Source organism: Propioniciclava coleopterorum (assembly GCF_011393335.1).
GTDB lineage: Bacteria > Actinomycetota > Actinomycetes > Propionibacteriales > Propionibacteriaceae > Propioniciclava > Propioniciclava coleopterorum.
In genome coordinates, this window is sequence record NZ_CP049865.1 from 2,876,882 (window position 1) to 2,901,492 (window position 24,611).

Here is a 24,611-nt window from a genome sequence, read left to right on the forward strand (position 1 = left end):
TCCGGGGACGTCTGCGCCGGTTCCTGCCCGGACGCGGCGCCCCTCGGCCCCGGCCGGGTCGGAACGCGGTCCCGCGACCCGGCGGTCGCCGCGTCGGCGAACGGGTCGCGGGGGACGGCGCTAGCGTCGGGGCATGGACCCGCTCGACGCCCTCGCCTGGCCGCTCCGGACACCGCGCCTGACGATCCGCCGGGTCACGCCCGCGGACGCCGACGCGACCTGGGCCTACCGCCGGCTCCCCGAGGTGGGGGAGTGGATCGGCTGGTTCGCCGCCACCCCACAGGAGTACCGCGCCGAGTTCACCGCGCCGGGGCGGCTCGCGACGGTGCTGGCCGTCGAGCTCGGCGGGACCGAGCCGCGGGTGATCGGCGATGTGATCTGCCGCGTCGAGGACGCCGAGGCGCAGCGCGAGGTCGCCGCGGACGCCGCCGGCCGGCAGGCCGAGGTCGGCTGGAGCCTCGACCCCGCCCACGGCGGGCACGGCTACGCCACTGAGGCGGTGGCGGCGGTGATCGACGCCTGCTTCTCGGCGCTGGGGGTGCGCCGCGTCCGCGCGGTGTGCTTCGCCGACAACGAGCCCTCCTGGCGCCTCATGGAGCGCCTGGGGATGCGGCGGGAGGCGCACACGCGCGCGTCCGCGCTGCACCGCCGCGGCGTCTGGCTGGACTCCTTCGAGTACGCGGTGCTCGCCGACGAGTGGCGGGTGGAAGCGTCCGAGCGGCCTCCTAGGATGCTGGTGTGACTCCGCTCGACCCGTGGCGCACCGACGCCTTCCGCACCCTCAACGAGCCCGTCGGCACGGTGCTGGGCGCGAAGGCGGCCGACTCCTTCGCCGCGCTGCGCGTCCACACGGTCGGCGACCTGCTGCGGCACGTGCCCCGGCACTACCTCGCCGGCACCGAGCTCACCGACCTGGCCACGCTCGAGGAGGGCGAGCACGTCGCCGTCATGGCCCGCGTCGCCCGCACCGAGATCTTCGAGGGCCGCGGCGGCTTCACCGGCGGCAAGCGCCCGCCCAACTCGCGCCTGGAGGTCACCCTGACCGACGGGGAGGGCCGGCTCAAGGCGACCTTCTTCGGCCGGGCGTCCATCGTGAACTGGTGGCAGCGCCAACTCTCGGCCGGCGTCCGCGGCATCTTCGTCGGCAAGGTGGGCAGCTTCCGCGACCAGCCGCAGATGACGCACCCGGCGTTCGTGATGCTGGACGAGGCCGGCGGGGTGGTCGGCAACTCCGAGGAGAAGGAGCGGATCGCCGAGCTGTCCCGCTCGGGCCTGGTGGGGCTCTACCCGGCGACCGCCAAGCTCAAGACCTGGACCATCGCCGACTGCGCCCGGATCACCCTCGACGTCCTGCCGGACGCCGACCCGTGGCCCGGCTGGGTGCGGGAACGGGCGGGCGTCATCGGGCTCAAGGACGCCTTCGCCGCGGTCCACCGGCCCGAGTCGAAGGCGCAGATCGACGTGGGCCGGCAGCGGCTGTGGTTCGACGAGGCCTTCACCACCCAGCTCGCGATGGCCTACCGGCGCGCCGAGAACGCGCGGCAGTCCGCCGGTCCGCGGGCCCGCGTCGCCGACGGCATCCTGGACGCCTTCGACGCCCGGCTGCCGTTCACCCTCACCGCCGGCCAGGCCGAGGTCAGCGAGGAGATCTTCGACGACCTGGCCCGCCACCAGCCCATGCAGCGGCTGCTGCAGGGCGAGGTCGGCTCCGGCAAGACCCTGGTCGCGCTGCGCGCCATGCTCGCCGTGGTGGACGCCGGTGGCCAGGCCGTCCTGCTCGCACCCACCGAGGTGCTGGCCCAGCAGCACCACCAGACCATCACCGGCCTGCTCGGCGATCTGGGGTACGGACGCACCCTCGGGGCGCCCGATGTCGCCACCGACGTGGTGTGCATCACCGGATCGACCCCGGCCGCCCAGAAGCGCGCCGCCCTGCTGAAGGTCGCCTCGGGCGAGGCGGGGATCGTCATCGGCACCCACGCGCTGCTCGCCGACCACGTCCAGTTCGCCGACCTCGGCCTGGTCGTCGTGGACGAGCAGCACCGCTTCGGCGTCGAGCAGCGCGCGGTCCTCACCGACCGCGCCGACGCCCGCCCGCACGTCCTGGTGCTGACGGCGACCCCGATCCCGCGCTCGGTGGCCATGACGGTCTTCGGCGACCTGACCGTCTCGACGCTGTCCCAGCTGCCCGCCGGCCGCGCCGACGTCACCACCACCGTGGTGGACGCCGGCATCCGGCCGGCCTGGGTCGAGCGGGCCTGGGAACGCGTCAGCGAGGAGGTCGCCCAGGGCAGGCAGGCCTTCGTCGTCGCCCCGCACATCGGCGGCGGCAAGGAGGAGGGGATGGGCGTGCTCGAGTTGGCCGCCCACCTGAGCGAGGGCCCGCTGGCCGGGGTGCGGGTGGGCGTCCTGCACGGGCGGCTGCCGGCCGAGGAGAAGGCGTCGGTGATGGCCGCCTTCGCGGCCGGCGACCTCGACGTGCTCGTGGCCACCACGATCATCGAGGTCGGCGTCGACGTGCCCAACGCGTCCATGATGATCATCTGGGACGCCGACCGGTTCGGCATCAGCCAGCTCCACCAGCTCCGCGGCCGGATCGGACGCGGCGGCCTGCCCGGCGTCTGCCTGCTGATCTCCGCCGCCGAGCCGCTGGCGCCGTCGTGGGAGCGGCTGGCGGCGGTCGCGGCGACCCGCGACGGCTTCGAGCTCGCCGAGCTCGACCTGGCCCAGCGCCGCGAGGGCGACGTGCTGGGCGCCAGCCAGTCCGGCGGACGCTCCACGCTGCGCCTGCTGCGCGTCCTGGAGCACGCCGACCTGATCGACGCCGCCCGGACGCTGGCCGAGGAGGCCGTCCGGCGCGACCCCGACCGGCGGGAGCCCGGCTTCGCGGACGCCGTCACCCAGACCAACCTGCTGGCCGGCGAGGAGTGGATCGACCGCTCCTGACCGCGGGGGTGGAACCGCCCCGCTTGGAACGAGTCGCCCCCGCTTGAGACGAGCCGCCCCCGCTTGGAACGAGTCGCCCCCGCTTGGGACGAGTCGCCCCCCGCTTGGAACGAGCCGCCCCCGCTTGGAACGAGTCGCCCGCGTCCGGTGCAGACGCCCCCGTAGCAAAGGGGGCATCTGGCACGAGAGGGGGCGACTGCGAGCGCCCTTGACGCGCGCGGCCGGCGCGGCGCACCGTGGCGGTATGGCCAGGTACGGGTGGGCGGCCGCCGGCTGGGCGGTCGCGGGGCTGCTGGTGGCACTCGCGTTCGCCGGGATGTTCACGATCGGGGTGTTCGTGCTGCCCGTCGCCGCCGCGGTCGTCGCCCTGCTGGTGTGGCGGACGGCGGGACGCGGCTGGCCCGGGCTGCTCGTCGGCGTCGCCGCGCTGGTGCTGTGGATCGCCGCCCGCAACCGGCTGGGCCCCGGGGAGGTGTGCACCCCCATGCCCGACGGGACGAGTTGCACCGAGTATTACGATCCCGTCCCGCTGCTGGTCGCCGGGTGCGCGCTGCTGGTGGTGGCCGCGCTGGGGCTCGTCGCCGGCGGCGTCCGGGCGGCCCGTCGGGGGGCCGCGGCGGCCGCCGCTCGGTAGCCTGACCGGGTGAGCCGCATCATCGCCGGACGCGCGGGCGGGCACCGCCTCGCGACGCCGAGCCATTCCCGCACCCGCCCCACCTCGGACCTGGTGCGCGAGTCCGCGTTCAACCTGATCGCCGACTGGGCCGGCACTGTCGGCGAGCCCGCCGACGAGATGCTCGCCCGGTTCAGCCTGCTCGACCTGTACGGCGGCACGGGGGCCGTCGCGCTGGAGGCGGCCAGCCGGGGGGCGGGCCCCGTGGTCTGTGTGGAGCGGGACCGCGCCACCGCCGCGCTCGCCCGCGGCAATGCCGAGGCGACCGGCCTGGACGTCGCGGTCGTGGCGTCCTCGGTGGACGCCTACCTGGCCGGGGCACCCCGTCGCTTCGACGTGGTGTGGTTCGACCCGCCCTACGACGTCGCCTCCCGATCGTGGACGCCCAGGTGGCCCGCGTCGTGGAGGGCGGCTGGCTCGCGCCGGACGGCCTGGTCGTCGTGGAACGGTCCAGCCGCAGCGTGCCGCTCGCCTGGCCGGCGGCGCTGCCCGACCGCTCGGAGCGCCGCTATGGTGAGACGACGCTCCACCTGGCGACCAAGGAGGATCCCGCATGAGGGCGATCTGCCCCGGCTCGTTCGACCCCGTCACGCACGGCCACCTCGACATCGTGACGCGCAGCGCGCACCTGTTCGACGAGGTGATCGTCGCGGTGGGCCGCAACAGCGCCAAGAACTACCTGTTCACCCCCGACGAGCGGGTCGCCATGCTGACCGACGCCGTGAAAGATCTCCCGGGCGTGAGCGTGATGCTGCTGGACGGACTGTTGGTGGACTTCTGCCGCGACCAGGGCGTCGACGTGATCGTGAAGGGGCTGCGGTTCGCCAGCGACTTCGACTTCGAGCTCCAGATGGCGCAGATGAACCACGCGCTGAGCGGCATCGAGACGATCATGCTGCCCACCTCGGCGCAGTGGTCGCATCTGAGCTCCACGATGATCCGCGAGATCGCCAAGCTCGGCGGCGACGTCAGCCAGTTCGTCACTCCGCAGGTCGCCGAGGCGATCGCGGCCAAGTCGACAGGGCAGGCGTGAGCGTCCGGGCCGAGGATCTGAGCCGGGCGATGTCGCACGCGCTGCGGCACGAGCCCTGGCGCTACGAGCTCGAGCTGGACGAGCACGGCTGGGTCCCGCTCGACCAGCTCCTGGACGCCCTCCGCGAGCAGGGCGGTGAGTGGGCCCAGGTCGGCCGAGCCGACGTCGAGGCGATGCTGGCCTCGGCGGCCAAGCAGCGCCACGAACTGTCCGGAGACCGGATCCGGGCCCGCTACGGCCATTCGACGCCCAACGCGGTCGTGCTGGAGGCCGGGGAGCCGCCCGCGCGGCTGTTCCACGGCACCTCCCACGCCGCCTGGCTGCGGATCCAGGCCGAAGGGCTGCGGCCGATGCGGCGCCAGTACGTCCACCTGTCGACCGACGCCGAGATGGCCACCGAGGTCGGCCGGCGCCGCGACCCCGAGCCGCTCCTCCTGACCGTGGACGCCGCCGCCGCGGTCGCGGCCGGGCACACCTTCCACCGCGGCAATGACCGGGTCTGGCTCACCGCATCGCTGCCCGCGTCCTTCCTCACCCTGGGCTGATCCCCGGAGGCGCGCGCCGAATCTGAGCGCGCGGCTGGGCGCTTGGGCGATGACGGGTTACCGTGACGCATGCGGACGCCGTTCCAGTACCTGCTCGGGGTGCGTCACCCCGAGGCGTTCCACGGCCGCGGGGTGAGCGGCGGCTACTTCGAGGGCTGGTACGTCAAGCTCGTCTCGTCCGATGGGACCCAGCGCTGGGCGGTGATCCCCGGGGTGTTCCGGGCAGAGCGCGGCGGCGCGGCCGAGGCGTTCGTGCAGGTCCTCGACGGGCTGACCGGGCGGTCGTGGTACCACCGCTACGACGCCGACGCCTTCGCAGCCTCCGAGCGGGAGTTCGCGGTCCGCGTCGGCCCGAACATCTTCGACGCGTCCGGCATCACCGTCGAGGTGCCGCAACTCGCCGGGCGGATCGACTTCGCCACGCCGCTGCGGCCCTACCCGGTGACCGCCCGCGTGCCCGGGATTATGGGCTGGTACGGCTACCTGCCGATCATGGAGTGCCGGCACGGCATCGTCTCGTTCGGGCACGACCTGGCCGGCACCCTCGACGTCGAGGGGGTCGCGGTCGACTTCGACGGCGGACGCGGCTACCTGGAGAAGGACTGGGGGCGCTCGTTCCCGTCCGCCTACGTGTGGGCGGCGAGCAACCACCTCGCCGACGCGTCCGGGGAGCGGCCCGACGGCTCGCTCATGGCGTCCTGCGCCGTCATACCGGGGCTGGGGCGACGCTTCCGGGGAAGCATCGTGGCCCTGGCGCTCGGCGGGCGCGTCCGCACCTGGGCGACCTGGAACGGCTCCCGCGATCTGGACCTGCGGATCGACGACCAGACGGTGCACTGGCGGATGGCCGGCCCCGACGGCACCCTCGACCTGGCCGCGGAGCGGGTCCGCGGCGGCCTGCTGCACGCGCCGCTGCGCACCGCCATGCACCGCCGCGTCGAGGAGACCCTGGACGCCCGCCTGCGGCTCCGGCTCACCGCGCCCGACGGGGCGACCCTGTTCGACGGGACGGGGGAGTGCGCCGGCCTGGAGGTCTTCGGCGACACCGACGGCCTCACCCGCCTGCCGGCCCGCCGCCGCTGAGCGGCCGCCCGACGGCCCTGGCTGACCGGAGCGCAGCCGCGGGGACGAAGGTGCCGGGCTGATCCGGCGCCCGCGTCCCGGGCACGCCGATGGACGGCCGCACCCGCGGCGTCCGAGGGGACGCCGCGGGTGCGGGTCGAGCGGGGAGAGCCAGCGGTGGAGCCGTCAGATCCTGCCCTTGACCTGGCCGGTGTAGATGCCCTCCAGCACGCCCTTCAGCGTGGTCATGGACGCCTTCACGTCGGCCTGCTGGGTGACGATCTCCGCGACCGCCTTGGCCATCTCCTGGTCGGCGCCCGGCAGGAACGCCCGGGCGTAGTCCTGCGGGCGGGTGGCGTCCAACTGCTTGATCGCCTCGCCGGCCAGCGGGTTCTTCGCCAGCAGGCTGCTGGTGTCGGCCGACGTGCGGACCGGCATGTAGCCCGTCGCGGCGGCGAACTTCACCGTGTTCTCGGGATCGGTCAGGAAGCCGATGAACTTCGCCGCGGCGAGCTGGTTCTCCTTGGAGATCTTCTTGGGGATGCCCACGCCGGCGCCGCCGGTCGGGCAGACGGGGGTCGTGACTTCCGGGCCGCCGGGGAGGAAACCGACGCCCAGCGCGAACTTGCCCGCCGCCGTCTTCTGCATCCCGACCAGCGAACCGGTGGAGCCCAGCGTGGCGGAGATGGCCCCGGCGGCCAGGTCGTCGGTGGCGGACTTGGAGGCGACGCCGGCCCAGCCGTGCTTGTAGACCGAGTCCTGCACGTACTGCAGGGCGGCCACGGCCTTGTCATCGGCGCAGGTGATGTCGAAGGAGTCCGGCGCGGACCAGCCCGACCCGTAGCCCCACAGGATGTTCTGCAGCGTCCAGCCGGCGTAGTCGGCCAGGGCCGGGTGCTCGTAGGCGTGCGTGACGCCCGGGTTGGCCGCCTTCAGCCGGGGTGCCCACTCGGCGAACTCGGCCCACGTCCGGGGGCGCGGTCCTCCAGACCGGCCGCCTTCCAGTGGTCCTTGTTGTAGTAGAACAGCGGCGTGGAGCGCGCCCACGGAACCGCCCACTGGGCTCCCTTGTACTGGTAGTCGGCGTACAGGCCGGGGCGGTAGTCGGACGCGTCCACGCCCGCGGCCTTCAGGGCGTTGCCCAGGGGGATGATCGAGTCGGCCAGGAAGTAGCGGAACCACCACACGTCGGAGAACACGACGATGTCGGGCAGTTGGCCACCCGCCTGGGCCGCCTGGAACTTGGTGGCCACCTCCTCGTAGTTGGAGCCGGCGGTGACGAGGTTGACCTCGATGCCCTCCTTGGCGGTGAAGGCGGCGATGATCTCCTTCGTGACGGCCTCGGAGCTGCCGGGGTGGTTGGACCAGAAGGTGATCGACGTGGCGGGGGTCACGCCCGCGAAGTCCGGGCCGTTCGGGTCGGCGGCGGGGAAGGCCCCGGCCGTCCCGGGAGCCGCGACGTTGGGACCGCCGCAGGCGGCGAGGACGGCGGAACCGAGGCCGACGCCGGCGGCGCCGAGCAGGGTCCGGCGCGTGAGCCGCGCCGAGGTCAGGGATGCGGACATGGTGTCTCTCCTCACGGTCGGCCCCCGGGCGGGGGCACAGGTTTCTTGCTGACGGGGATGTCTGGGGCGGGGTGGCTCAGGGTCGGCTCGGGCCGCGAGCGACTCAGCGGGACGGCTCGGGCCGGGGCTGCGGGGTCACTTCACCGCGCCCTGGGTCAGCCCGGCGACGATGGAGCGCTGCAGGAACATGAAGACGATCAGGACGGGGACGATCACGACGACGGCGCCGGCCATGAGGATCGGGTAGGAGCTCGGGTCGCCCTCGAGGTTCTTGAGCAGGGTCAGGCCGACGGGGAGGGTCATCATCTGGTCGTCGCTGGTGATGATCAGCGGCCAGATGTAGTCGTTCCACTCGTTCACGAGCGTCACGAGCGCCACGGTCGCGATGGTGGGGGTCGAGATCGGCACCACGATCGAGACCAATCGGCGCAGGTGCCCGGCGCCGTCGAGCTCGGCGGCCTCGAGGATCTCGGCGGGCAGCGACAGGAAGTGCTGCCGCAGCAGGAACGTGCCGAACGCGGTGCCGAGCCCGGGCAGGATGATGCCCCAGTACGTGTTGGCCCCGCCCAGCCCCGCGATGAGGACGTAGTTGGGCAGGAGCGAGACCTGCGGGGGCACCATCAGCGCCACGAGGATGCCGGCGAAGATGACCCGCTTGAACGGGAACCGCACGAACACCAGTGCGTAGGCCGTGGTGATCGCCAGGATCACCTTGATGCCGCCGCCGATGAGGGTGACGAGCGTCGAGTTCCAGAACAGCCGCGGGAAGTCCACGCGGCGCGAGGCCTCCGCGTACGCGTCGAGGCTCGGCGAACCCGGCAGCCACACGATGTCGCGGGAGATCACCTCGCCGCTGGTCTTGAGCGAGCCGAGCACCATCCACAGCAGCGGCAGGGCGATGATCAGCGTGGCCAGCACCAGCGGCAGGTAGCCGCCCAGCACCATCGAGGCGGTGGACTCGCGCTCCAGGCCCGCCCGGCGCCGGCCGCGCCGGGGTTCGGGGGCCGCCGGGGCCGCGGGCGCGGGGCGCTCGGTGAGGAGGGTGGCGCTCATGCGTAGTGGACCTTCCGCTCGATGACGCGCAACTGCACCAGCGTCAGGCAGATGAGGACGACGAACAGGATCGTCGCGATGGCGGAGGAGTAGCCCGCCCGGTTGTAGCCGCCGAAGGCCTGCAGGTAGGCGTCGTACATCAGCGTCGTGGTGCCGTTGCCCAGCGGGGTCATGATGCGGATCAGGTCGAACGCCTGCAGCGAGGACAGGAGCATCGTCATGAGCAGGAAGAACGAGGTCGGCGACAGCAGCGGCCACACGATGCTGCGGAACCTGCGCCAGCGGCCCGCGCCGTCGATCGCGGCGGCCTCGAGCAGGTCGGGTGGGATGGCCTGGAGCGCGGCGAGGTAGATGACCGCGCAGTAGCCGAGGTTCTTCCAGACGTAGACGATGATGACCATCGCCAGGGAGAGCTCCGGCTTGAGGAACCACTCGGGCACCGGCAGGCCGGCGCCGCGCAGCAGGCCGGACAGGACGCCCGTGGTCGGGTCGAAGATGAACATCCACACCAGTCCGATGCCCACTCCGGACAGCACGTACGGGGCGAACACCGTCGCCCGGGCGACGCCGCGTCCGAGCAGGCGGCGGTTCAGGACGGTGGACAGGGCGAGCCCCAGCAGGATCGACCCGCCGACCGTGGCGACGGTGAAGACGGCGGTGGTGCGGAGCACCGGGACGGCGTCCGGGCCGGTGAAGAACTCCACGTAGTTGCCCAGGCCCACCGGGGTGGCCGTCTCGGAGCCCAGCGTCCAGTCCAGCGTCGAGTAGTACACGTTGGTCAGCAGCGGCCGGTAGGTGAAGGCAAGGATCAGGGCCACGTTGGGCGCGGCCAGCAGCACGAACAGCGCCCACTCCCGCAGGGTGCGGCGGGAGAGCCGGGAGCGCCGCGCGGCGGGCGAGGCGTGGGGGGAGGAGGCGGTCGACTGCGGACCCTGGGACGTACTCGGCACGAGGCGAACGTAGGCAGGCCGTCCGTCTCGTTGGGGCACCCGAGGTGAACGGGGCTCGGCGAACCGGTGACGAGTCGGGGGAGCGACGCAGGGCCACGGTCGGCGGGGGCGCCGGGCGTGGGGGCAACGGGTTTGGTCGCCCGCGCGCGACCCGGTAAGGTTGTCCTTCGGTTATGACGTTGTCGTGCCAGCAGTGGAGGGGGTGAACGCGATGGCAACTCGTTCGGTCGACCCCCGGTCTGAACTCGTCTTCGATATCCACGAATTCGGGCATCAGCCGGGTGGAAGCAAAGAAATTGTCCGCGACGTCCCCGCCCCTGAGGGCCTCGGCAACGACGTGATCGGAGTGCCGACCAAGTCTCCGATCCACCTCGACGTTCGGTTCGAGGGGGTGGGCGACGGGGTTCTGGCCACCGGCGTCGCTGAGGTTCAGCTGCGCGGGGAGTGCGCTCGGTGCCTGACCGAGATCACGGCGGAGGCCGAGATCGACCTGCAGGAACTGTTCCTCTTCCCGGGCATCGATCCCGACGACGTCGAGGCCAGCCGGGTCGAGGGAGAGTTGATCGACCTCGAGCCGGTCCTGCGGGACGCGGCGGTGCTCGACCTGCCGTTCATCCCGTTGTGCCGGGAGGATTGCGCCGGGCTGTGCCCCACCTGCGGGGTCAACCTGAACGACGATCCCGACCACGACCATGGCGAGGCGATCGACCCCCGGTGGGCGTCCCTGGCCGGCTGGGCTGACGACACCCAGAACTGAGCGGGCGCTCGCGCCCAGAGAACAAGGAGTTTGACGTGGCTGTTCCCAAGCGGAAGATGTCCCGCAGCAACACGCGGTCCCGCCGTGCGCAGTGGAAGACGTCTGCGCCGACGCTGGTGACCTGCGCGAACCCGGCCTGCAAGGGCAAGCACCTGCCCCACACGGCGTGCCCGGACTGCGGCCAGTACGGCCCGCGTGCGGCCCGCCGCCAAGTCATCGAGCAGTGATGAACGCGGCCGACGGCCGCGTCCATGAGCTCTTCTCACAGCTGGGGATCGACACCGATCCCCAGCTTGTCGAGCTTGCCCTGACCCATCGCTCCTGGGCGTTCGAGCACGGCGGCGCGCCCCACAACGAGCGGCTCGAGTTCCTCGGTGACGCCGTGCTGGGCGTCGTCGTGACCGAGCACCTGTACCGCACCTTCCCCGACCAGCCCGAGGGCTGGCTGGCGAAGATGCGCGCCGCCGTGGTCAACACGTACGCGCTGGCCGACGTCGCGCGCGGTCTCGACTTGGGCGCGCAGCTGCGCCTGGGCAAGGGCGAGCAGCAGACCGGCGGCGCCGACAAGGACTCGATCCTCGCGGACGCGACCGAGGCGCTGATCGCCGCGGTGTTCCTGTCGTCCGGCCGGGACGCCGCCGAACGGTTCGTCCACGCGCTGATGGACCCCGTCGTGGCCGCGGCGTCGGCCGACGCGCGCGCCACCGACTGGAAGACGGCCCTGCAGGAGCTCGCGGCCTCCCGCGGACTGGGGGTGCCCCGCTACGAGCACACCGCGTCCGGGCCCGACCACGACAAGCGCTTCGAGGCCGTCGCGGTGATCGGGGACGTCCGGCACGCCGGCTTCACCGCCCGCTCCAAGAAGCTCGCCGAGCAGGGGGCCGCCGAACTCGCCCACCGGGACCTGTCGGCGGGCGACTGATGCCCGAACTGCCCGAGGTCGAGGTCGTCCGGCGCGGCCTCGAGCCGGCGCTGGTGGGCCGCCGCATCGACGCGGTGACGGTGCTGCACCCGCGTCCCGTCCGCCGGCACGCCGCCGGCCCCGACGACTTCGCCGCGACGCTGGTCGGCCGCGGCTTCGACGTCCCGCGGCGGCGCGGCAAGTTCCTGTGGCTGCCCTTCGACGACGGCGACGCCCTGGTCGCCCACCTCGGGATGAGCGGCCAGTTCCGCCTGGACGCCCCCGGCGCCCCGCTGCAGCGGCACGCCCGCGTCCTGGTCGACCTCGACGACGGCGTCCAGCTCCGCTTCGTGGACCAGCGGATGTTCGGCGGCCTGTCGCTGGCCCGCGGGGGCGCCGAACTGCCCGACGAGGTGGCGCACATCGCCCGCGACCTGCTCGACCCGGAGCTGGACCGGCCCGCGCTGGCCGCGCGCATCGCGTCCAAGGCCAGCGCGATCAAGCGCGTCCTGCTCGACCAGACGGTCGTCTCGGGCATCGGGAACATCTACGCCGACGAGGCGCTGTGGGCCGCCCAGCTCAACGGTCAGACGCCCGCCAACCGGCTGGCGGCCGCCGACATCGAGGCCGTGCTGGACGCCGCCCGCGCCGTCATGACCGCGGCGCTCGCCCAGGGCGGCACGTCGTTCGACGCGCTGTATGTGAACGTCAACGGCGAATCGGGCTACTTCGACCGTACGCTGGAGGCTTACGGGCGCGAGGACCTTCCCTGCTCCCGGTGCGGCGCGTCGATCGTGCGGGAACCGTTCGCCAACCGCAGTTCGTTCCGCTGCCCGGCCTGCCAGCCGGCGATCGAGAGGACCCTCGCGCCGTGAGCACCTCGCCCGACTCGTTCCTTCGCCGCTACGGCCACGTCGTGGGCCAGTTCATCAAGTTCGGGCTGGTCGGCGGCGCGGGCGTCGTCGTGAACATGGTCGTGGCCGTCATCATGAACAAGCTCAACGGCGGCACGGTCAACGCGCAGGACATCCTGTTCCCGATCCCCGGGACGTCGTTCAACTTCCGGTTCACCACGCTGGTCTGGATCGTGGCGTTCCTGGTGGCGAACCTGTTCAACTTCCAGCTCAACCGGCACTGGACCTTCCGCGGCGGGGTCGGCCGGGCGCCGTGGCTGCACGAGTTCGGGCCGTTCCTGGCCGTCGGCAGCGCCGCCGCGCTGGCGGGCATCTTCATCAAGGTCGGCTTCACCAACCCCACCTCGCCCATCTACCTGCCCGAGCCGTGGTTCCACGAGGACACCGGGCTGCAGTCACGGGAGTACTGGGCGCAGCTCATCACGATCGTCATCACGATGCCCATCAACTTCGTGGTCAACAAGCTCTGGACGTTCCGCGCGGTCCGCCGCCGACACGCCGCGGCGTCCTCCCCGAGCGTGGATTCGACCCACCCGGGTTCGTAAGGTGTAGCGCGTGTACCTGAAGTCCCTCACGCTGCGCGGGTTCAAGTCGTTCGCCTCGGCGACGACGCTGCACTTCGAGCCGGGCATCACCTGCATCGTCGGGCCGAACGGCTCCGGCAAATCCAATGTGGTGGACGCGCTCAGCTGGGTGATGGGGGAGCAGGGCGTCAAGTCGCTGCGCGGCGGCAAGATGGAGGACGTCATCTTCGCCGGCACCGCCGGCCGCGCGCCCCTGGGCCGCGCCGAGGTGAGCCTGACCATCGACAACACCGACGGCGCGCTGCCGATCGAGTACACCGAGGTCACCATCAGCCGGACCATGTTCCGCTCGGGCGGCTCCGACTACGCCATCAACGGCGCCCCGGCGCGGCTGCTGGACGTACAGGAACTCCTGTCGGACTCCGGCATCGGGCGCGAGATGCACGTGATCGTCGGGCAGGGCCAGCTCGACTCGATCCTGCAGGCCACCCCCGAGGTGCGGCGCGGCTTCATCGAGGAGGCCGCCGGCGTGCTGAAGCACCGCAAGCGCAAGGAGAAGGCGCTGCGCAAGCTCGACTCGACCCAGGTCAACCTCGACCGGCTCGTCGACCTGATCGGAGAGATCCGGCGCCAGCTCAAGCCGCTGGGGCGGCAGGCCGAGGTCGCGCGCAAGGCCGCGGTCGTCCAGGCAGAGCTTCGGGACGCCAAGGCGCGAGTCCTGGCCGACGACTACGTGATGGCCTCGCTGGCGCTGGAGTCGGACCTGGCCGCCGAGGCCGAGCTCAAGCAGCGCCGCCTCGCGCTGGAGGAGGCCCTCGAGGCGGCCCGGGACGCCGAGACGGCCGCCGAACAGGCCGTGCGGGACGTCGCGCCGGAGCTCGCGCGCGCCCAGGAGACCTGGTACGCGCTCGCCGGCCTGCGCGAGCGCATCTCCAGCACCCGGTCGATCGCCGCCGAACGCGTGCGGCACGCCGGCAGCGCCACCGTCGACGAGCGCCGCGGACGCGACCCCGAAGCCATCGAGGCAGAGGCCGCCGGCATCCAGGAATCGGAGCGGGCGCTGGCCGAGGAGGTGCGCGTCCGCGCCGAGGCGCTGGCCGCGGCGAGCGCCGCCCGCGCCGAGAGCGAGCGGGCGCACGCCGAGGCCGAGAAGGCCTACGCGGCCCAGCTGCGCGCGATCGCCGACCGCCGGGAGGGCCTGGCGCGGCTGGCCGGCGACGTGAACTCCCTCACCTCGCGCACCGAGGCGGCCGACGCCGAGATCGCGCGGCTGCGGAGCGCCGGCGACGAGGCGCGCGCCCGCGCCGAGCAGGCGCGTCGGCGCTACACGTCCCTGGAGACCGAGATCGGGGCCGTCACCGACGGTGAGGCCGGACTGGACGACGCCTACGAGCGGGCCGAGACCGCCCGCGTCCGGCTCACCGAGGACGCCGACGGACTCAAGGCGTCCGAGCAGGAGGCACTGCAGCGCCGCGCGGCGCTGTCCGCGCGGCTGGACGGCCTGCGGCTCGGCCTGGAGCGCCGCGACGGCTCGGGGGCGCTGCTGGCGGCGTCCGACGAACTGGGCGGCGTGCTGGGCTCGGTCGGCGCGCTGGTCCGCGTCGAGCCCGGCTACGAGACCGCGGTCGCCGCGGCGCTCGGCGGGGCCGCGGAGTCCGTGGCCGTCGCCGGCCTGGACGCGGCCGTGGCCGCCTTCGGGCGGCTCAAGGACGACGACCTGGGGCGCGCCGGCCTGCTGCTCGCGGGCGCGCAGCCGGACGCCGACCGCGACGCCTGGCCCGCGCTGCCCGGCGGCGCCGCCTACGCCGCCGACCTGGTGCGCGCCGAGGCGGGCCTGCAGCCGGCCCTGACCCGGCTGCTCCGCAAGGTCGCCGTCGTGGACGACCTGGCCGCCGCGCGGTCCCTGATCGATGCGGCCCCCGACCTGAGCGCGGTCACGCGCGACGGGGACCTGGTCTCGGCGTGGTTCGCGTCCGGGGGATCCTCGGCCAAGCCGAGCCTGATGGAGATCGAGGCGGCCGTCGAGGAGGCCGAGGACGCCCTGGAGACGGCCCAGGCCGAGGTGGAGCGGCTCGGCTTCGCCCGCGCCGCGGCCGCCGCGAAGCTCGCCGAGGCGATGAAGGCGTCCGAGGCGGCGCTCGCGCGGCTGCACGAGTCGGACGCCCAGTACTCCGCGCTCGCCGAGCAGTTGGGGCAGCTGAACCAGGCCGCCCGCAACGCGCTGGCCGAGGCCGACCGCCAGGACGCGGCCATCGCGCGCGCCGAGGAGGCCAGGTCCGCGAACGCGGCGAGGCTCGCCGAGCTCACCCAGCGCCTGGAGACGGCCAAGGCCACCACCGACCTCACCGAGGCCGACCCGCGCGAGCGCGACGAACTGGCGCTGGCGGCGGCGAAGTCCCGGCAGGTCGAGATGGACGCGCGGCTGGCGCTGCGCACCGACGAGGAGCGCGCCCGCGCCCTGGCCGGACGCGCCGAGTCGCTGCTGCGCGCCGCACGCACCGAGCGCGCCGCCCGGGAGCAGGCGGCCGCGAAGCGGGAGCGGCTGCGCCGCGAGGGCGAGGTCGCCCGGGCCGCGGCGCTGGCCTGCGAGTGGCTGCTCAGCCGGGTGGACGCCTCGCAGGCGCTCGCGGGCGCCGAGCGCAAGCGCGCCGACGAGCGCCGCATCGAGGCCGACCGCCACGTCCACGACGCCCGCCAGCGCAGCCGCGACCTGGCCCGCCAGTTCGAGGGCATCGTCGACGTCGCCCACCGCGACGAGCTGGCGCGCGCCGAGCAGCGGATGCGGATCGCGTCCCTGGCCGAGAAGGCGCTCGACGAGCTCGGCCTCGACCCCGAGGTGCTGACCGCCGAGTACGGCCCCGACCAGCCCGTGCCGGTGCTCACCGACGCCGACGGCGGTGCGCTGGACCCCGACGGGGAGCAGCCCGAGCCCGTCCCCTTCGTGCGGGCCGACCAGGAGAAGCGGCTGCGCCGCGCCCAGCGCAACCTCGACCTGCTGGGGCGGGTCAACCCGCTCGCCCTGGAGGAGTTCGAGGCGATGAGCGAGCGCCACCGCTTCCTCGCCGAGCAGCTGGACGATCTCAAGCGCACCCGCGCCGACCTGCTCGGCATCATCGCGGACGTGGACGCCCGGGTGGAGGAGGTGTTCGCGCAGGCCTACGCCGACGTCGAGGAGGCCTTCGAGTTCACCTTCTCGCGGCTGTTCCCCGGCGGGGAGGGCCGCCTGATCCTCACCGATCCCGGAAACTGGCTCACCACCGGAGTCGACGTCGAGGCCCGGCCGGCCGGCAAGAAGGTCAAGCGGCTGAGCCTGCTGTCGGGCGGCGAGCGCTCGCTGGTCGCCGTCGCGTTCCTGACGGCGCTGTTCCGGGCGCGCCCGAGCCCGTTCTACATCCTGGACGAGGTCGAGGCGGCGCTGGACGACACCAACCTGGGACGCCTGCTCGGCATCTACGAGGAACTGCGCGAGAACAGCCAGATGCTGGTCATCACGCACCAGAAGCGAACGATGGAGATCGCCGACGCGCTCTACGGCGTGACGATGCGCGACGAGGGGATCTCGACGGTGATCAGCCAGCGGTTGCGCGCCGACGAGGCGAGCTGAGCAGAGCAGACATCGTTATGGGTGCACCGAGATCGCGGGGGCTCGCCGGGCGGGCGTGGTCGAGACCGGGGGAGACCCTGCGGCATACTGGAGGCGGTCAGGAGGTGCCCCCATGCCGATCATGATTTTCGCGCTGCTCGCGGTGCTGGTGCTCGCCGTCGTCGTCATCGCGGTCGTCGTGATGGGGATGGAAGGCACCGGACGGGACAAGCATCCCGAAATCGCCCACGCGATGGCGCGCACGGCCAAGCACCTCAACGGCGAGGGCGAACCGCCCAAAGCGCTGCTGACCCTGTTCGACGAGATCGACGAGGTCCCCCAGGTCAACGTGCGCGAACTGCCCAACAAGCTGCGTGCCATGCGCTCGGCCCGCTCCGCAGCCTCGGCGGCCTCGGCCGACCTCCCCGAGGAGTTCGGCGGCGTCGAGGGGGCCGACGGCTCCGGGGCGCCCGCCGGGGCCGCGCCGAAGCCGGGCAAGGCCAAGAAGCGCAAGAAGGCCCGCCCGGAGACCACCCCGGGCGGTGAAGCCGGCCGCGAGTCGGCGGAGCCCGCGGACGCGGCGGTGCCCGCTCCCGCACCGGACGCGTCAGCGCCGGACGCCCCCGCTGCGGCGGACCTCGCAGCGCCCGCCCCGGCCGCCCCCGCGGCGCCCGGCGCCGGGGACGCGCCGACGGCGTCCGCCGACGAGGACGACGCGATCCGCCCCGTGCAGCGCTCCGGCAAGCGCAAGCGCAACAAGACCAAGGGCGGGCGCCCGGCCGGGTTGACGGTCGTGCCCGACCCCGCGCCCGAGCCCGAGGAGGACGCCCCGCGGCTGTCGCCCGAGGAACTGAGCCACATCATGGCCGCCGCGCTGGCCGCCCCCGCGGTGCCCGACCCGACCGAGGCCGACCCCTACGGCGTGTGGGGGGCCGACGAACTCGACCCCGAGCCGCAGGCCCAGCAGCGCGTCCACCTCGGACGCGGACGCGGCGCCTGACCCTCGCCCGGGCGCGCCCCACCGCAGTTCCCGGCGCCGCCGCCGGGCGCCTGGCCGACGCCCACGCCCCATTAGGATGGCCGGGTGCTTCCCGTTGATGTGATCCTGTGGATCGTCCTGGGCGTGGTCGTCCTCGTCTCGGGCGTGACGGTCGCCGTCGTCGTCTCCCGGCGCCGCGCCGCCGAGCTCGAACGCCGCCGCCGCGAGGAACTGCCCGCGGCCCCGTCCGCCCCCACGCCCACCGCCCCGGAGGCGCCCGCCGCGGAGGCGCCGAGCGGCACGATCGCCCCGACGCCCGCGGCGCCGACGACCGAGGAGCCCGAGCAGGCCGGGACGCGGATGGCGCGGCTGCGCCGCCGGCTGGCCGGCTCCAACAACGTCCTGGCTCAGGCCCTGCTCGGCCTCATCAGCAGCGATCGGCTCGACGCCGACACCTGGGACGACTTCGAGGCCACCCTGATCGGCTCCGACCTCGGCGTGGGCCCGACCACCGAGCTCGTCGACACCCTGCGTCGCGAACTGTCGATCGACGGCGTCGCCGACCCGACCCGCGCCCGCGAGGTGCTGCACCGCGAACTGGTCCGCATCACCGACCCGACGCTGGACCGCGCGCTGAACCTCGACGCCGCGGACGGGCTGCCCGCCGTGATCCTCGTCGTCGGCGTGAACGGAACGGGCAAGACCACCACCGTCGGCAAGCTCGCCCGGCTGCTGGTCGCCGAGGGCAGGACGGTGCTGCTGGGCGCGGCCGACACGTTCCGGGCCGCCGCCGCCGAACAGCTCCAGACCTGGGGCGACCGCGTGGGCGTGGAGACCGTCCGGGGCGCCGAAGGCGCCGACCCGGCGTCCGTGGCCTTCGAGGCCGTGGACGCGGGGGTCGAGAAGGGGGTCGACGTCGTCCTCATCGACACCGCGGGCCGGCTGCACAACAAGTCCAACCTCATGGACGAGCTGGGCAAGATCCGGCGCGTCATCTCCAAGCGCGCCCCGATCACCGAGTGCCTGCTGCTGCTGGACGCCACCACCGGCCAGAACGGCCTGATCCAGGCGCGGGTGTTCAACGAGGTCACCGACGTGACCGGCATCGTCTTGTCCAAGCTCGACGGCTCCGCCAAGGGCGGCATCGTCGTCCAGGTGCAGCGCGAACTCGGCGTCCCGGTGAAGTTCGTCGGGCTGGGGGAGGGCGCCGACGACCTGGCCCCGTTCACCGCCGACGGCTTCGTGGACGGGCTGCTCGGTGAGTGAGGCCCCCGCGGCGGTGCTGCGTCCCGCCACGGAGGCCGACGTGCCCGCCATCGTCGCGATCTACAACGCCTCGGTCGCGGTCAACACGGCCAGCTGGGACACCGAGCCCCAGACCGTCGCTGAGCGCCTGGCCTGGTTCCGCGGCCGCGTCGAGGCGGGTCAGGCCGTGCTCGTGGCGGACCTGGAGGGCCGCGTCATCGGCTGGGCGTCGTGGGGCACCTTCCGCCCCAAGGCCGGCTACCGGCTCAGCATGGAGCACACCCTCTACGTGGACGAGTCCGCGCGCGGCCACGGCGTCGGGCGCCTGCTGATGACCGGGATCATCGACACCGCCACCGCCGCCGGCGTGCACGCGCTGGTGGGCGCGGTCAGCTCCGAGAACGAGGTCTCGATCGCGCTGCACGAGCGCTTCGGCTTCGTCGAGGTCGGCCGGATGCCGCAGGTGGGCGCCAAGTTCGGCCGCTGGCTCGACCTGGTGTGGCTGCAGAAGCTCCTGGACGACCGCCCCGCGCCCTGACCGCCCGGCCGGCGGTCGGCCGCCCCGCCGTCGCGGACCGCGCGGCGTCGGCCTCGGGCGGGGGCGGGGCGACCGCAGCCGGTAGGCTGGTCCGGTACCGCGCCGCGACACAGTAAGGCTCCCATGTTCGACACGCTGCAAGACCGCCTCCAAGCCACGTTCCGCAACCTGCGCGGCAAGGCGCGGCTCACCGACGCCGACATCGACGCGACCGCGCGTGAGATCCGGCTGGCGCTGCTGGAGGCCGACGTCAACCTCGCCGTCGTCAAGGAGTTCGTCGCCGCGGTCAAGGCGCGCGCCACCGGTGCGGAACTGAACCAGGCGCTCAACCCCAGCCAGCAGATCGTCAAGATCGTCAACGAGGAACTGGTCGAGATCCTCGGCGGGCAGGCGCGTCAGCTCCGGTTCGCCAAGAACCCGCCCACCGTCATCATGCTCGCGGGCCTGCAGGGCTCCGGCAAGACCACGCTGGCGGGCAAGCTCGGCCTGTGGCTGCGCGAGCAGGGCCACACCCCCATGCTGGTGGCCGCCGACCTGCAGCGCCCCAACGCCGTCAACCAGCTCCAGGTCGTCGGCGGCCGCGCGGGCGTCCCGGTGTTCGCGCCCGAGCCCGGCAACGGCATCGGCGACCCGGTGAGCGTCGCGCGGGCGTCCATCGAGGAAGCCAGGCGCAAGTACTACGACACCGTCATCGTCGACACCGCCGGACGCCTCGGCGTGGACGCCGAGCTGATGCAGCAGGCCGCCGACATCCGCGACGCGGTCAACCCCGACGAGATCCTGTTCGTCGTCGACGCCATGATCGGCCAGGACGCCGTCAACACCGCCAACGCGTTCGCCGAGGGCGTGGGCTTCGACGGCGTCGTGCTCTCCAAGCTGGACGGCGACGCCCGCGGCGGCGCGGCCCTGTCGATCGCGAAGGTCACCGGCCGGCCGATCATGTTCGCCTCCAACGGCGAGGCGCTGCGGGACTTCGACCTGTTCCACCCCGACCGGATGGCCTCGCGCATCCTCGACATGGGCGACATCCTCACCCTGATCGAGCAGGCGGAGAAGACCTTCGACGCCGAGGAGTCCCGCAAGGCCGCCGAGAAGCTCATGGCCGGCAAGGAGTTCGGCCTGGACGACTTCCTCGGGCAGATGCAGGCCGTGCGCAAGATGGGCCCGATGAGCAAGATCCTGGGCATGATGCCCGGGATGGGCCAGATGAAGGACGCCATCGCCAACATCGACGAGCGCGAGATCGACCGCATCGAGGCGATCATCTACTCGATGACCCCGGCGGAGCGGCAGCGCCCCGACATCCTCAACGGCAGCCGGCGCGCCCGCATCGCGGCCGGCTCCGGCACCAGCGTCCAGGACGTGAACGGGCTGGTCAACCGGTTCACCGAGACCCGCAAGCTCATGCAGCAGATGGGACGCGGCGGCGGCATCCCCGGGATGCCCGGCATGGGCGGCATGCCCGGCATGGGCCGCCCGGCCAAGCAGCAGCCCAAGAAAAAGGCCAAGAAGGGCAAGGGCGTGTCCGGCAACCCGGCCCGCCGCGCCGGCACGCAGCAGGCCCCCGCGGGCACCCCGGTGCCCACGAACGAGGCCGACCTGCAGTCGGCGATGGCGGACTTCCAGCTGCCGCCCGAACTGCAGAAGATGCTGAACCAGCAGAACAAGCGCTGACCCACCCGACGCCCCGCCTCCACCGGCGGGGCGTCGTCGCGTTCCCGGCCGGTCGGCTGACGGCCGGCCGTGACTAGGGCAGGCTGGGCGCATGACGCAACCTCCCCTCGGCGCGCTGGGCGAGCCCCTGGTCGCCGTCACCCACAGCCACGGCGGCGGCACGCACACCCACCACGTGCCCGCGGGCGCCGACGCCCACGCGCTGCCCCGGCTGCACCTGACGGGGCGGCTGCTCCCCGACGCCGAACCGGTCGAGCTCTGGATCGTCGAGGGGCGGATCACCTTCGAGCCCGTCGCCGGGGCGCACACCCTGGCGACCGACGCCTGGCTGATGCCCGGCCTGGTGGACGCACACTGCCACATCGGCCTGGACCACCACGGGGCCGTCGACGAGGCCACCACCGAGCGGCAGGCGCTCGCCGACCGCGACGCCGGGACGCTGCTGGTCCGCGACGCCGGCTCCCCGGCCGACACGCGCTGGATCGACGCGCGCGAGGATCTGCCCCGCATCATCCGCGCGGGCCGCCACATCGCCCGTCCGCGGCGCTACATCCGCAACTACGCCGAGGAGGTCGAGCCCGACGACCTCGTCGCCGAGGTCCGGCGTCAGGCTCGCCGCGGCGACGGCTGGGTCAAGCTGGTGGGGGACTGGATCGACCGGGACGCGGGCGACCTGCGCCCGCTGTGGCCCGTCGACGTCGCGGCCGCTGCGATCGCCGCCGCCCACGAAGAGGGCGCCCGGGTGACGGCGCACTGCTTCGACGAGCGGTCGGTCGCCGAACTGGTCGAGGTCGGGATCGACGGGATCGAGCACGGCACCGGGCTGGGCGAGCCGACCATCGCGCTGATGGCCGCCCGCGGGGTGGCGCTCGTGCCCACCCTGATCAACATCGAGACCTTCCCCGACATCGCCGACGCCGCGGCGGAGAAGTTCCCGGTCTACGCCGCCCACATGCGCGCGCTGCACGCCCGCCGCTTCGACACGATCACCGCGGCGCTCGAGGCGGGGGTCCCGATCTACGCGGGCACCGACGCGGGCGGAGCGCTGGCGCACGGCATCCTGCCCGACGAGATCGACCTGCTCGCCCGCGTCGGCGGCCCCGAGTTCGCGCTCGGGGCGGCGTCCTGGCGGGCGCGGGACTGGTTGGGCGCCGCGCAGGTCACCGAGGGTGCCCCGGCGGACCTGCTGGTCCTGGACGCCGACCCGCGCGCCGACCTGGACGAACTGCGGCGTCCGCGGGCGATCGTGCTGCGCGGCCGGGTCGTCACGACCGGCGCCCCACCGCCGCACACGCACGGGTGAGGCCGCCGCACGCGCACGGGTGAAGCCGGACGCCTCGTCACCGGCGGGTCGAGTGCCCCGGGCTCGCGTCGCCCGGCGCCGCGCGTTTGGCCCGACGAGGGGGGCGTCTGGCACAATGGTCGATGCACTATGCGTGCAGGTGCCCTCTCACGCCCGCCCGCATGGTTCACCCGAGTGGTCCGGACGCCGTCCCACAGCCGACGAGCCGCTCACCCGTCAGCCCACACAGCGTGGGCACGTTCCTACAGGAGAACCACACACGTGGCCGTCAAGATTCGTCTCAAGCGGATGGGCAAGATCCGCAACGCGCAGTACCGCATCGTCATCATGGACTCCCGCGCCAAGCGCGATGGTCGCGCGATCGAGGAGATCGGCATCTACCAGCCGAAGTCCGAGCCGTCGGTGATCGAGATCAAGTCCGAGCGCGCTCAGTACTGGCTCGGCGTGGGCGCTCAGCCGTCCGAGACCGTCGTGAAGCTGCTGACCCTCTCGGGCGACTGGCAGAAGTTCAAGGGCACCGACGAGCCCTCGGGCATCAAGCCGCAGCCGGAGAAGGGCGACAAGCTCGCCGCCTTCAACAAGGCCCTGGCCGAGGCCGACGCGGAGCCCGCCTCCGGCGCCATCACCTCGCGCAAGAAGAAGGCCGAGGAGGCCGAGGCCCCCGAGGCCGAGGCCGGCGACGACGCGGCCGAAGAGGCCTGATCGTGCTCGCCGACGCGCTGGATCACCTCGTCCGTGGGTTGGTCACCAACCCCGACGACGTGGCCGTGTCCGACCTCGACCACCGTCGGGTCCGCACCCTCGAGGTGCGGGTCAACCCCGAGGACATCGGCAAGGTCATCGGGCGGCAGGGTCGCACCGCGAGCGCGCTGCGCACCGTGATCGGTGCGCTGGCGGGCCGCGAGCAGGTCCGCGTCGACTTCGTCGACGTCGACCGCCGTCCGCGCCGACGCTGAAGCAACAACGCCGCCGGTCCCCGGCCGTCGAGGTTCGCCCCTCGCACGGCCGGGGACCGTTTGGCGTCACCACCGACGTCTCCCGAGGAGAGCGATGACCCAGACCGAGGACGTGCTGATCGGCACGATCGGACGCGCGCACGGCCTGCGAGGCGAGGTGAGCGTCCGCGTCCGCACCGACGAGCCGGAGCTCCGGTTCGTGGCGGGCGAGCCCGTGCTGATCGGGGGTGCGCCGCGCGTCCTGGACGCCGTGCGCTGGCACTCCGGGACGCTGCTGATCCGCCTGGCGGGCGTCAGCGACCGCACCGCCGCCGAGGCGCTGGCGGGCACCGACCTGTGGGCGCGCGTGCCGGCCGACGCGCTGCCGACCGAGGACGACGCCTACTACGACCGGCAGCTCATCGGACTGCGCGTCCTGGACGCCGCGGGCGCCGAGGTCGGCGCGGTCGCCGACGTGCTGCACCTGCCCTCCCAGGACGTCCTCGCCGTCCGGACGCCGGCGGGGGAGCGGCTCGTGCCGTTCGTGACCGAGCTCGTCCCCGTGGTCGACCTGGAGCGCGGCCTGGTGCAGGTCGCCGAGGTCCCCGGGTTGCTCACCGACCTCGAGGAGGCCTAGGTGTACGCCGACATCGTCACGATCTTCCCCGACTACTTCGCCCCGCTCGACCTGTCGCTCGTCGGGAAGGCCCGCCGCGCCGGGCTGGTCGACTGGCGCGTCCACGACCTGCGGGACTGGACGCACGACCGGCACCGGACCGTGGACGACACCCCGTACGGGGGTGGCGCCGGCATGGTGATGAAGCCCGAGCCGTGGGGCGAGGCCCTCGATCAGCTCCTGGCCGAGGCGTGGTCGACGCCGACTCTGGTGATCCCCACGCCCGCGGGCGTCCCCTTCACCCAGGCGATGGCGCACGAGCTCGCCGCGGCGCCGCACCTGATGTTCGCCTGCGGCCGGTACGAGGGCATCGACGCCCGCGTGGCCGAGCACGCGGCGTCCAGGATGCCGGTGCGCGAGGTGAGCATCGGCGACTACGTCCTCAACGGGGGAGAGGTCGCGGTGCTCGCCATGATGGAGGCGATCGTCCGGTTGGTGCCCGGTGTCGTCGGCAACCCCGAGAGTCTCGTCGAGGAGTCCCACGCCGTCGGCTCCGGGCTCCTGGAGTACCCCAGCTACACCAAGCCCATGCACTGGCGCGGCCTCGACGTCCCGGCCGTGCTGCTCTCCGGCGACCACGGCCGGGTCGACGCCTGGCGCGCGGCCCGTTCCCTGGAGCGGACGGCCGCCCGCCGCCCCGACCTGCTGCCGCCCACGCAGGACTGAATTAGGTCACTTCAACAATGCGTAAATAGGCTTGCGGGACGCCTGTTCTGGACGTTTTCGTCCCTCCAACTGGGAAACGCCGTGCCGTG

At 73.3% G+C, this 24,611-nt stretch carries 24 protein-coding genes and 2 pseudogenes; 23 read left to right on the top strand and 3 right to left on the bottom strand.

Annotated elements, in window-relative coordinates; translation table 11 throughout:
• Nucleotides 1–133: 133 nt before the first annotated feature.
• The 8 genes and pseudogenes from G7070_RS13690 (at nt 134) to G7070_RS13720 (ending at nt 6,280) form a co-directional block, all read left to right on the top strand.
• The gene (locus G7070_RS13690) at nt 134–742 is read left to right on the top strand and encodes a GNAT family N-acetyltransferase (RefSeq protein ID WP_166234195.1); all 609 of its coding nucleotides are present in this window, start codon (nt 134–136) and stop codon (nt 740–742) included.
• On the top strand, nt 739–2,946 hold the full coding sequence (locus G7070_RS13695) for an ATP-dependent DNA helicase RecG (RefSeq protein WP_166234196.1): 2,208 nt from the start codon (nt 739–741) through the stop codon (nt 2,944–2,946). The genes G7070_RS13690 and G7070_RS13695 overlap by 4 nt, the downstream gene beginning before the upstream one ends.
• Nucleotides 2,947–3,190: 244 nt before the next feature.
• Nucleotides 3,191–3,580 (top strand): hypothetical protein, encoded by a 390-nt coding sequence (locus tag G7070_RS13700; protein WP_166234197.1) that lies wholly within the window; start codon nt 3,191–3,193, stop codon nt 3,578–3,580.
• A gap of 9 nt (nt 3,581–3,589) precedes the next feature.
• Nucleotides 3,590–3,925, top strand: a pseudogene (locus G7070_RS18940) (RsmD family RNA methyltransferase); the annotation flags it as partial.
• A gap of 71 nt (nt 3,926–3,996) precedes the next feature.
• Nucleotides 3,997–4,176 (top strand): RsmD family RNA methyltransferase, encoded by a 180-nt coding sequence (locus tag G7070_RS18945; protein ID WP_246227129.1) that lies wholly within the window; start codon nt 3,997–3,999, stop codon nt 4,174–4,176.
• On the top strand, nt 4,173–4,652 hold the full coding sequence (gene coaD / locus G7070_RS13710; RefSeq protein ID WP_166234198.1) for a pantetheine-phosphate adenylyltransferase: 480 nt from the start codon (nt 4,173–4,175) through the stop codon (nt 4,650–4,652). The genes G7070_RS18945 and coaD overlap by 4 nt, the downstream gene beginning before the upstream one ends.
• Nucleotides 4,649–5,197 (top strand): RNA 2'-phosphotransferase, encoded by a 549-nt coding sequence (locus G7070_RS13715; RefSeq protein WP_206079803.1) that lies wholly within the window; start codon nt 4,649–4,651, stop codon nt 5,195–5,197. Before coaD ends, G7070_RS13715 begins: the two co-directional genes overlap by 4 nt.
• A gap of 69 nt (nt 5,198–5,266) precedes the next feature.
• Nucleotides 5,267–6,280: a tocopherol cyclase family protein gene (locus tag G7070_RS13720; protein ID WP_166234199.1), complete on the top strand. Its 1,014-nt coding sequence runs from the start codon at nt 5,267–5,269 to the stop codon at nt 6,278–6,280.
• Between the two features lie 165 nt (nt 6,281–6,445).
• Here G7070_RS13720 and G7070_RS20015 read toward each other — a convergent pair.
• From G7070_RS20015 to G7070_RS13735, 3 genes and pseudogenes are all read right to left on the bottom strand, one after another.
• Nucleotides 6,446–7,824: pseudogene (locus tag G7070_RS20015) on the bottom strand (extracellular solute-binding protein).
• Nucleotides 7,825–7,959: 135 nt separating this feature from the next.
• Entirely contained in the window at nt 7,960–8,877 is a 918-nt protein-coding gene (locus G7070_RS13730) for a carbohydrate ABC transporter permease (protein WP_166234200.1), read from the bottom strand.
• Nucleotides 8,874–9,827: a carbohydrate ABC transporter permease gene (locus G7070_RS13735; RefSeq protein ID WP_166234201.1), complete on the bottom strand. Its 954-nt coding sequence runs from the start codon at nt 9,825–9,827 to the stop codon at nt 8,874–8,876. Before G7070_RS13735 ends, G7070_RS13730 begins: the two co-directional genes overlap by 4 nt.
• A 211-nt stretch (nt 9,828–10,038) precedes the next feature.
• Between G7070_RS13735 and G7070_RS13740 the strand changes: the two genes are divergently transcribed.
• From G7070_RS13740 to trmD, 15 genes are all read left to right on the top strand, one after another.
• Nucleotides 10,039–10,584 carry a YceD family protein gene (locus G7070_RS13740; RefSeq protein ID WP_166235318.1) on the top strand — a complete coding sequence of 182 codons (546 nt, stop codon included), beginning with the start codon at nt 10,039–10,041 and terminating at the stop codon, nt 10,582–10,584.
• A 35-nt stretch (nt 10,585–10,619) separates the two neighbouring features.
• Complete coding sequence (rpmF, locus tag G7070_RS13745) at nt 10,620–10,811, top strand: 50S ribosomal protein L32 (protein ID WP_166234202.1); 192 nt, start codon at nt 10,620–10,622, stop codon at nt 10,809–10,811.
• On the top strand, nt 10,811–11,506 hold the full coding sequence (gene rnc, locus G7070_RS13750; RefSeq protein ID WP_166234203.1) for a ribonuclease III: 696 nt from the start codon (nt 10,811–10,813) through the stop codon (nt 11,504–11,506). Before rpmF ends, rnc begins: the two co-directional genes overlap by 1 nt.
• Nucleotides 11,506–12,360 carry a bifunctional DNA-formamidopyrimidine glycosylase/DNA-(apurinic or apyrimidinic site) lyase gene (gene mutM / locus G7070_RS13755; RefSeq protein WP_166234204.1) on the top strand — a complete coding sequence of 285 codons (855 nt, stop codon included), beginning with the start codon at nt 11,506–11,508 and terminating at the stop codon, nt 12,358–12,360. Before rnc ends, mutM begins: the two co-directional genes overlap by 1 nt.
• Nucleotides 12,357–12,944 (top strand): GtrA family protein, encoded by a 588-nt coding sequence (locus tag G7070_RS13760; RefSeq protein ID WP_348981467.1) that lies wholly within the window; start codon nt 12,357–12,359, stop codon nt 12,942–12,944. The genes mutM and G7070_RS13760 overlap by 4 nt, the downstream gene beginning before the upstream one ends.
• Nucleotides 12,945–12,954: 10 nt before the next feature.
• Entirely contained in the window at nt 12,955–16,527 is a 3,573-nt protein-coding gene (gene smc, locus G7070_RS13765; RefSeq protein ID WP_166234205.1) for a chromosome segregation protein SMC, read from the top strand.
• Between the two features lie 112 nt (nt 16,528–16,639).
• Complete coding sequence (locus G7070_RS13770; protein WP_166234206.1) at nt 16,640–17,506, top strand: hypothetical protein; 867 nt, start codon at nt 16,640–16,642, stop codon at nt 17,504–17,506.
• 84 nt (nt 17,507–17,590) lie between these two features.
• Nucleotides 17,591–18,751, top strand: a complete 1,161-nt coding sequence (gene ftsY / locus G7070_RS13775; protein ID WP_166234207.1) for a signal recognition particle-docking protein FtsY — start codon at nt 17,591–17,593, stop codon at nt 18,749–18,751.
• Nucleotides 18,744–19,268 (top strand): GNAT family N-acetyltransferase, encoded by a 525-nt coding sequence (locus G7070_RS13780; RefSeq protein ID WP_166234208.1) that lies wholly within the window; start codon nt 18,744–18,746, stop codon nt 19,266–19,268. The genes ftsY and G7070_RS13780 overlap by 8 nt, the downstream gene beginning before the upstream one ends.
• A 123-nt stretch (nt 19,269–19,391) precedes the next feature.
• A complete protein-coding gene (gene ffh, locus G7070_RS13785) occupies nt 19,392–20,942 on the top strand; it encodes a signal recognition particle protein (protein WP_166234209.1) in 1,551 nt (516 codons plus the stop codon).
• Nucleotides 20,943–21,033: 91 nt separating this feature from the next.
• Nucleotides 21,034–22,245, top strand: coding sequence for an amidohydrolase family protein (locus G7070_RS13790; protein WP_166234210.1), 1,212 nt, complete (start codon nt 21,034–21,036; stop codon nt 22,243–22,245).
• A 261-nt stretch (nt 22,246–22,506) separates the two neighbouring features.
• Nucleotides 22,507–22,947: a 30S ribosomal protein S16 gene (gene rpsP, locus G7070_RS13795; protein WP_166234211.1), complete on the top strand. Its 441-nt coding sequence runs from the start codon at nt 22,507–22,509 to the stop codon at nt 22,945–22,947.
• A 2-nt stretch (nt 22,948–22,949) separates the two neighbouring features.
• Complete coding sequence (locus tag G7070_RS13800) at nt 22,950–23,201, top strand: RNA-binding protein (protein WP_166234212.1); 252 nt, start codon at nt 22,950–22,952, stop codon at nt 23,199–23,201.
• Nucleotides 23,202–23,295: 94 nt separating this feature from the next.
• Nucleotides 23,296–23,817 carry a ribosome maturation factor RimM gene (gene rimM / locus G7070_RS13805; protein ID WP_166234213.1) on the top strand — a complete coding sequence of 174 codons (522 nt, stop codon included), beginning with the start codon at nt 23,296–23,298 and terminating at the stop codon, nt 23,815–23,817.
• Entirely contained in the window at nt 23,818–24,522 is a 705-nt protein-coding gene (gene trmD, locus G7070_RS13810) for a tRNA (guanosine(37)-N1)-methyltransferase TrmD (protein WP_166234214.1), read from the top strand.
• Nucleotides 24,523–24,611 lie beyond the last annotated feature (89 nt).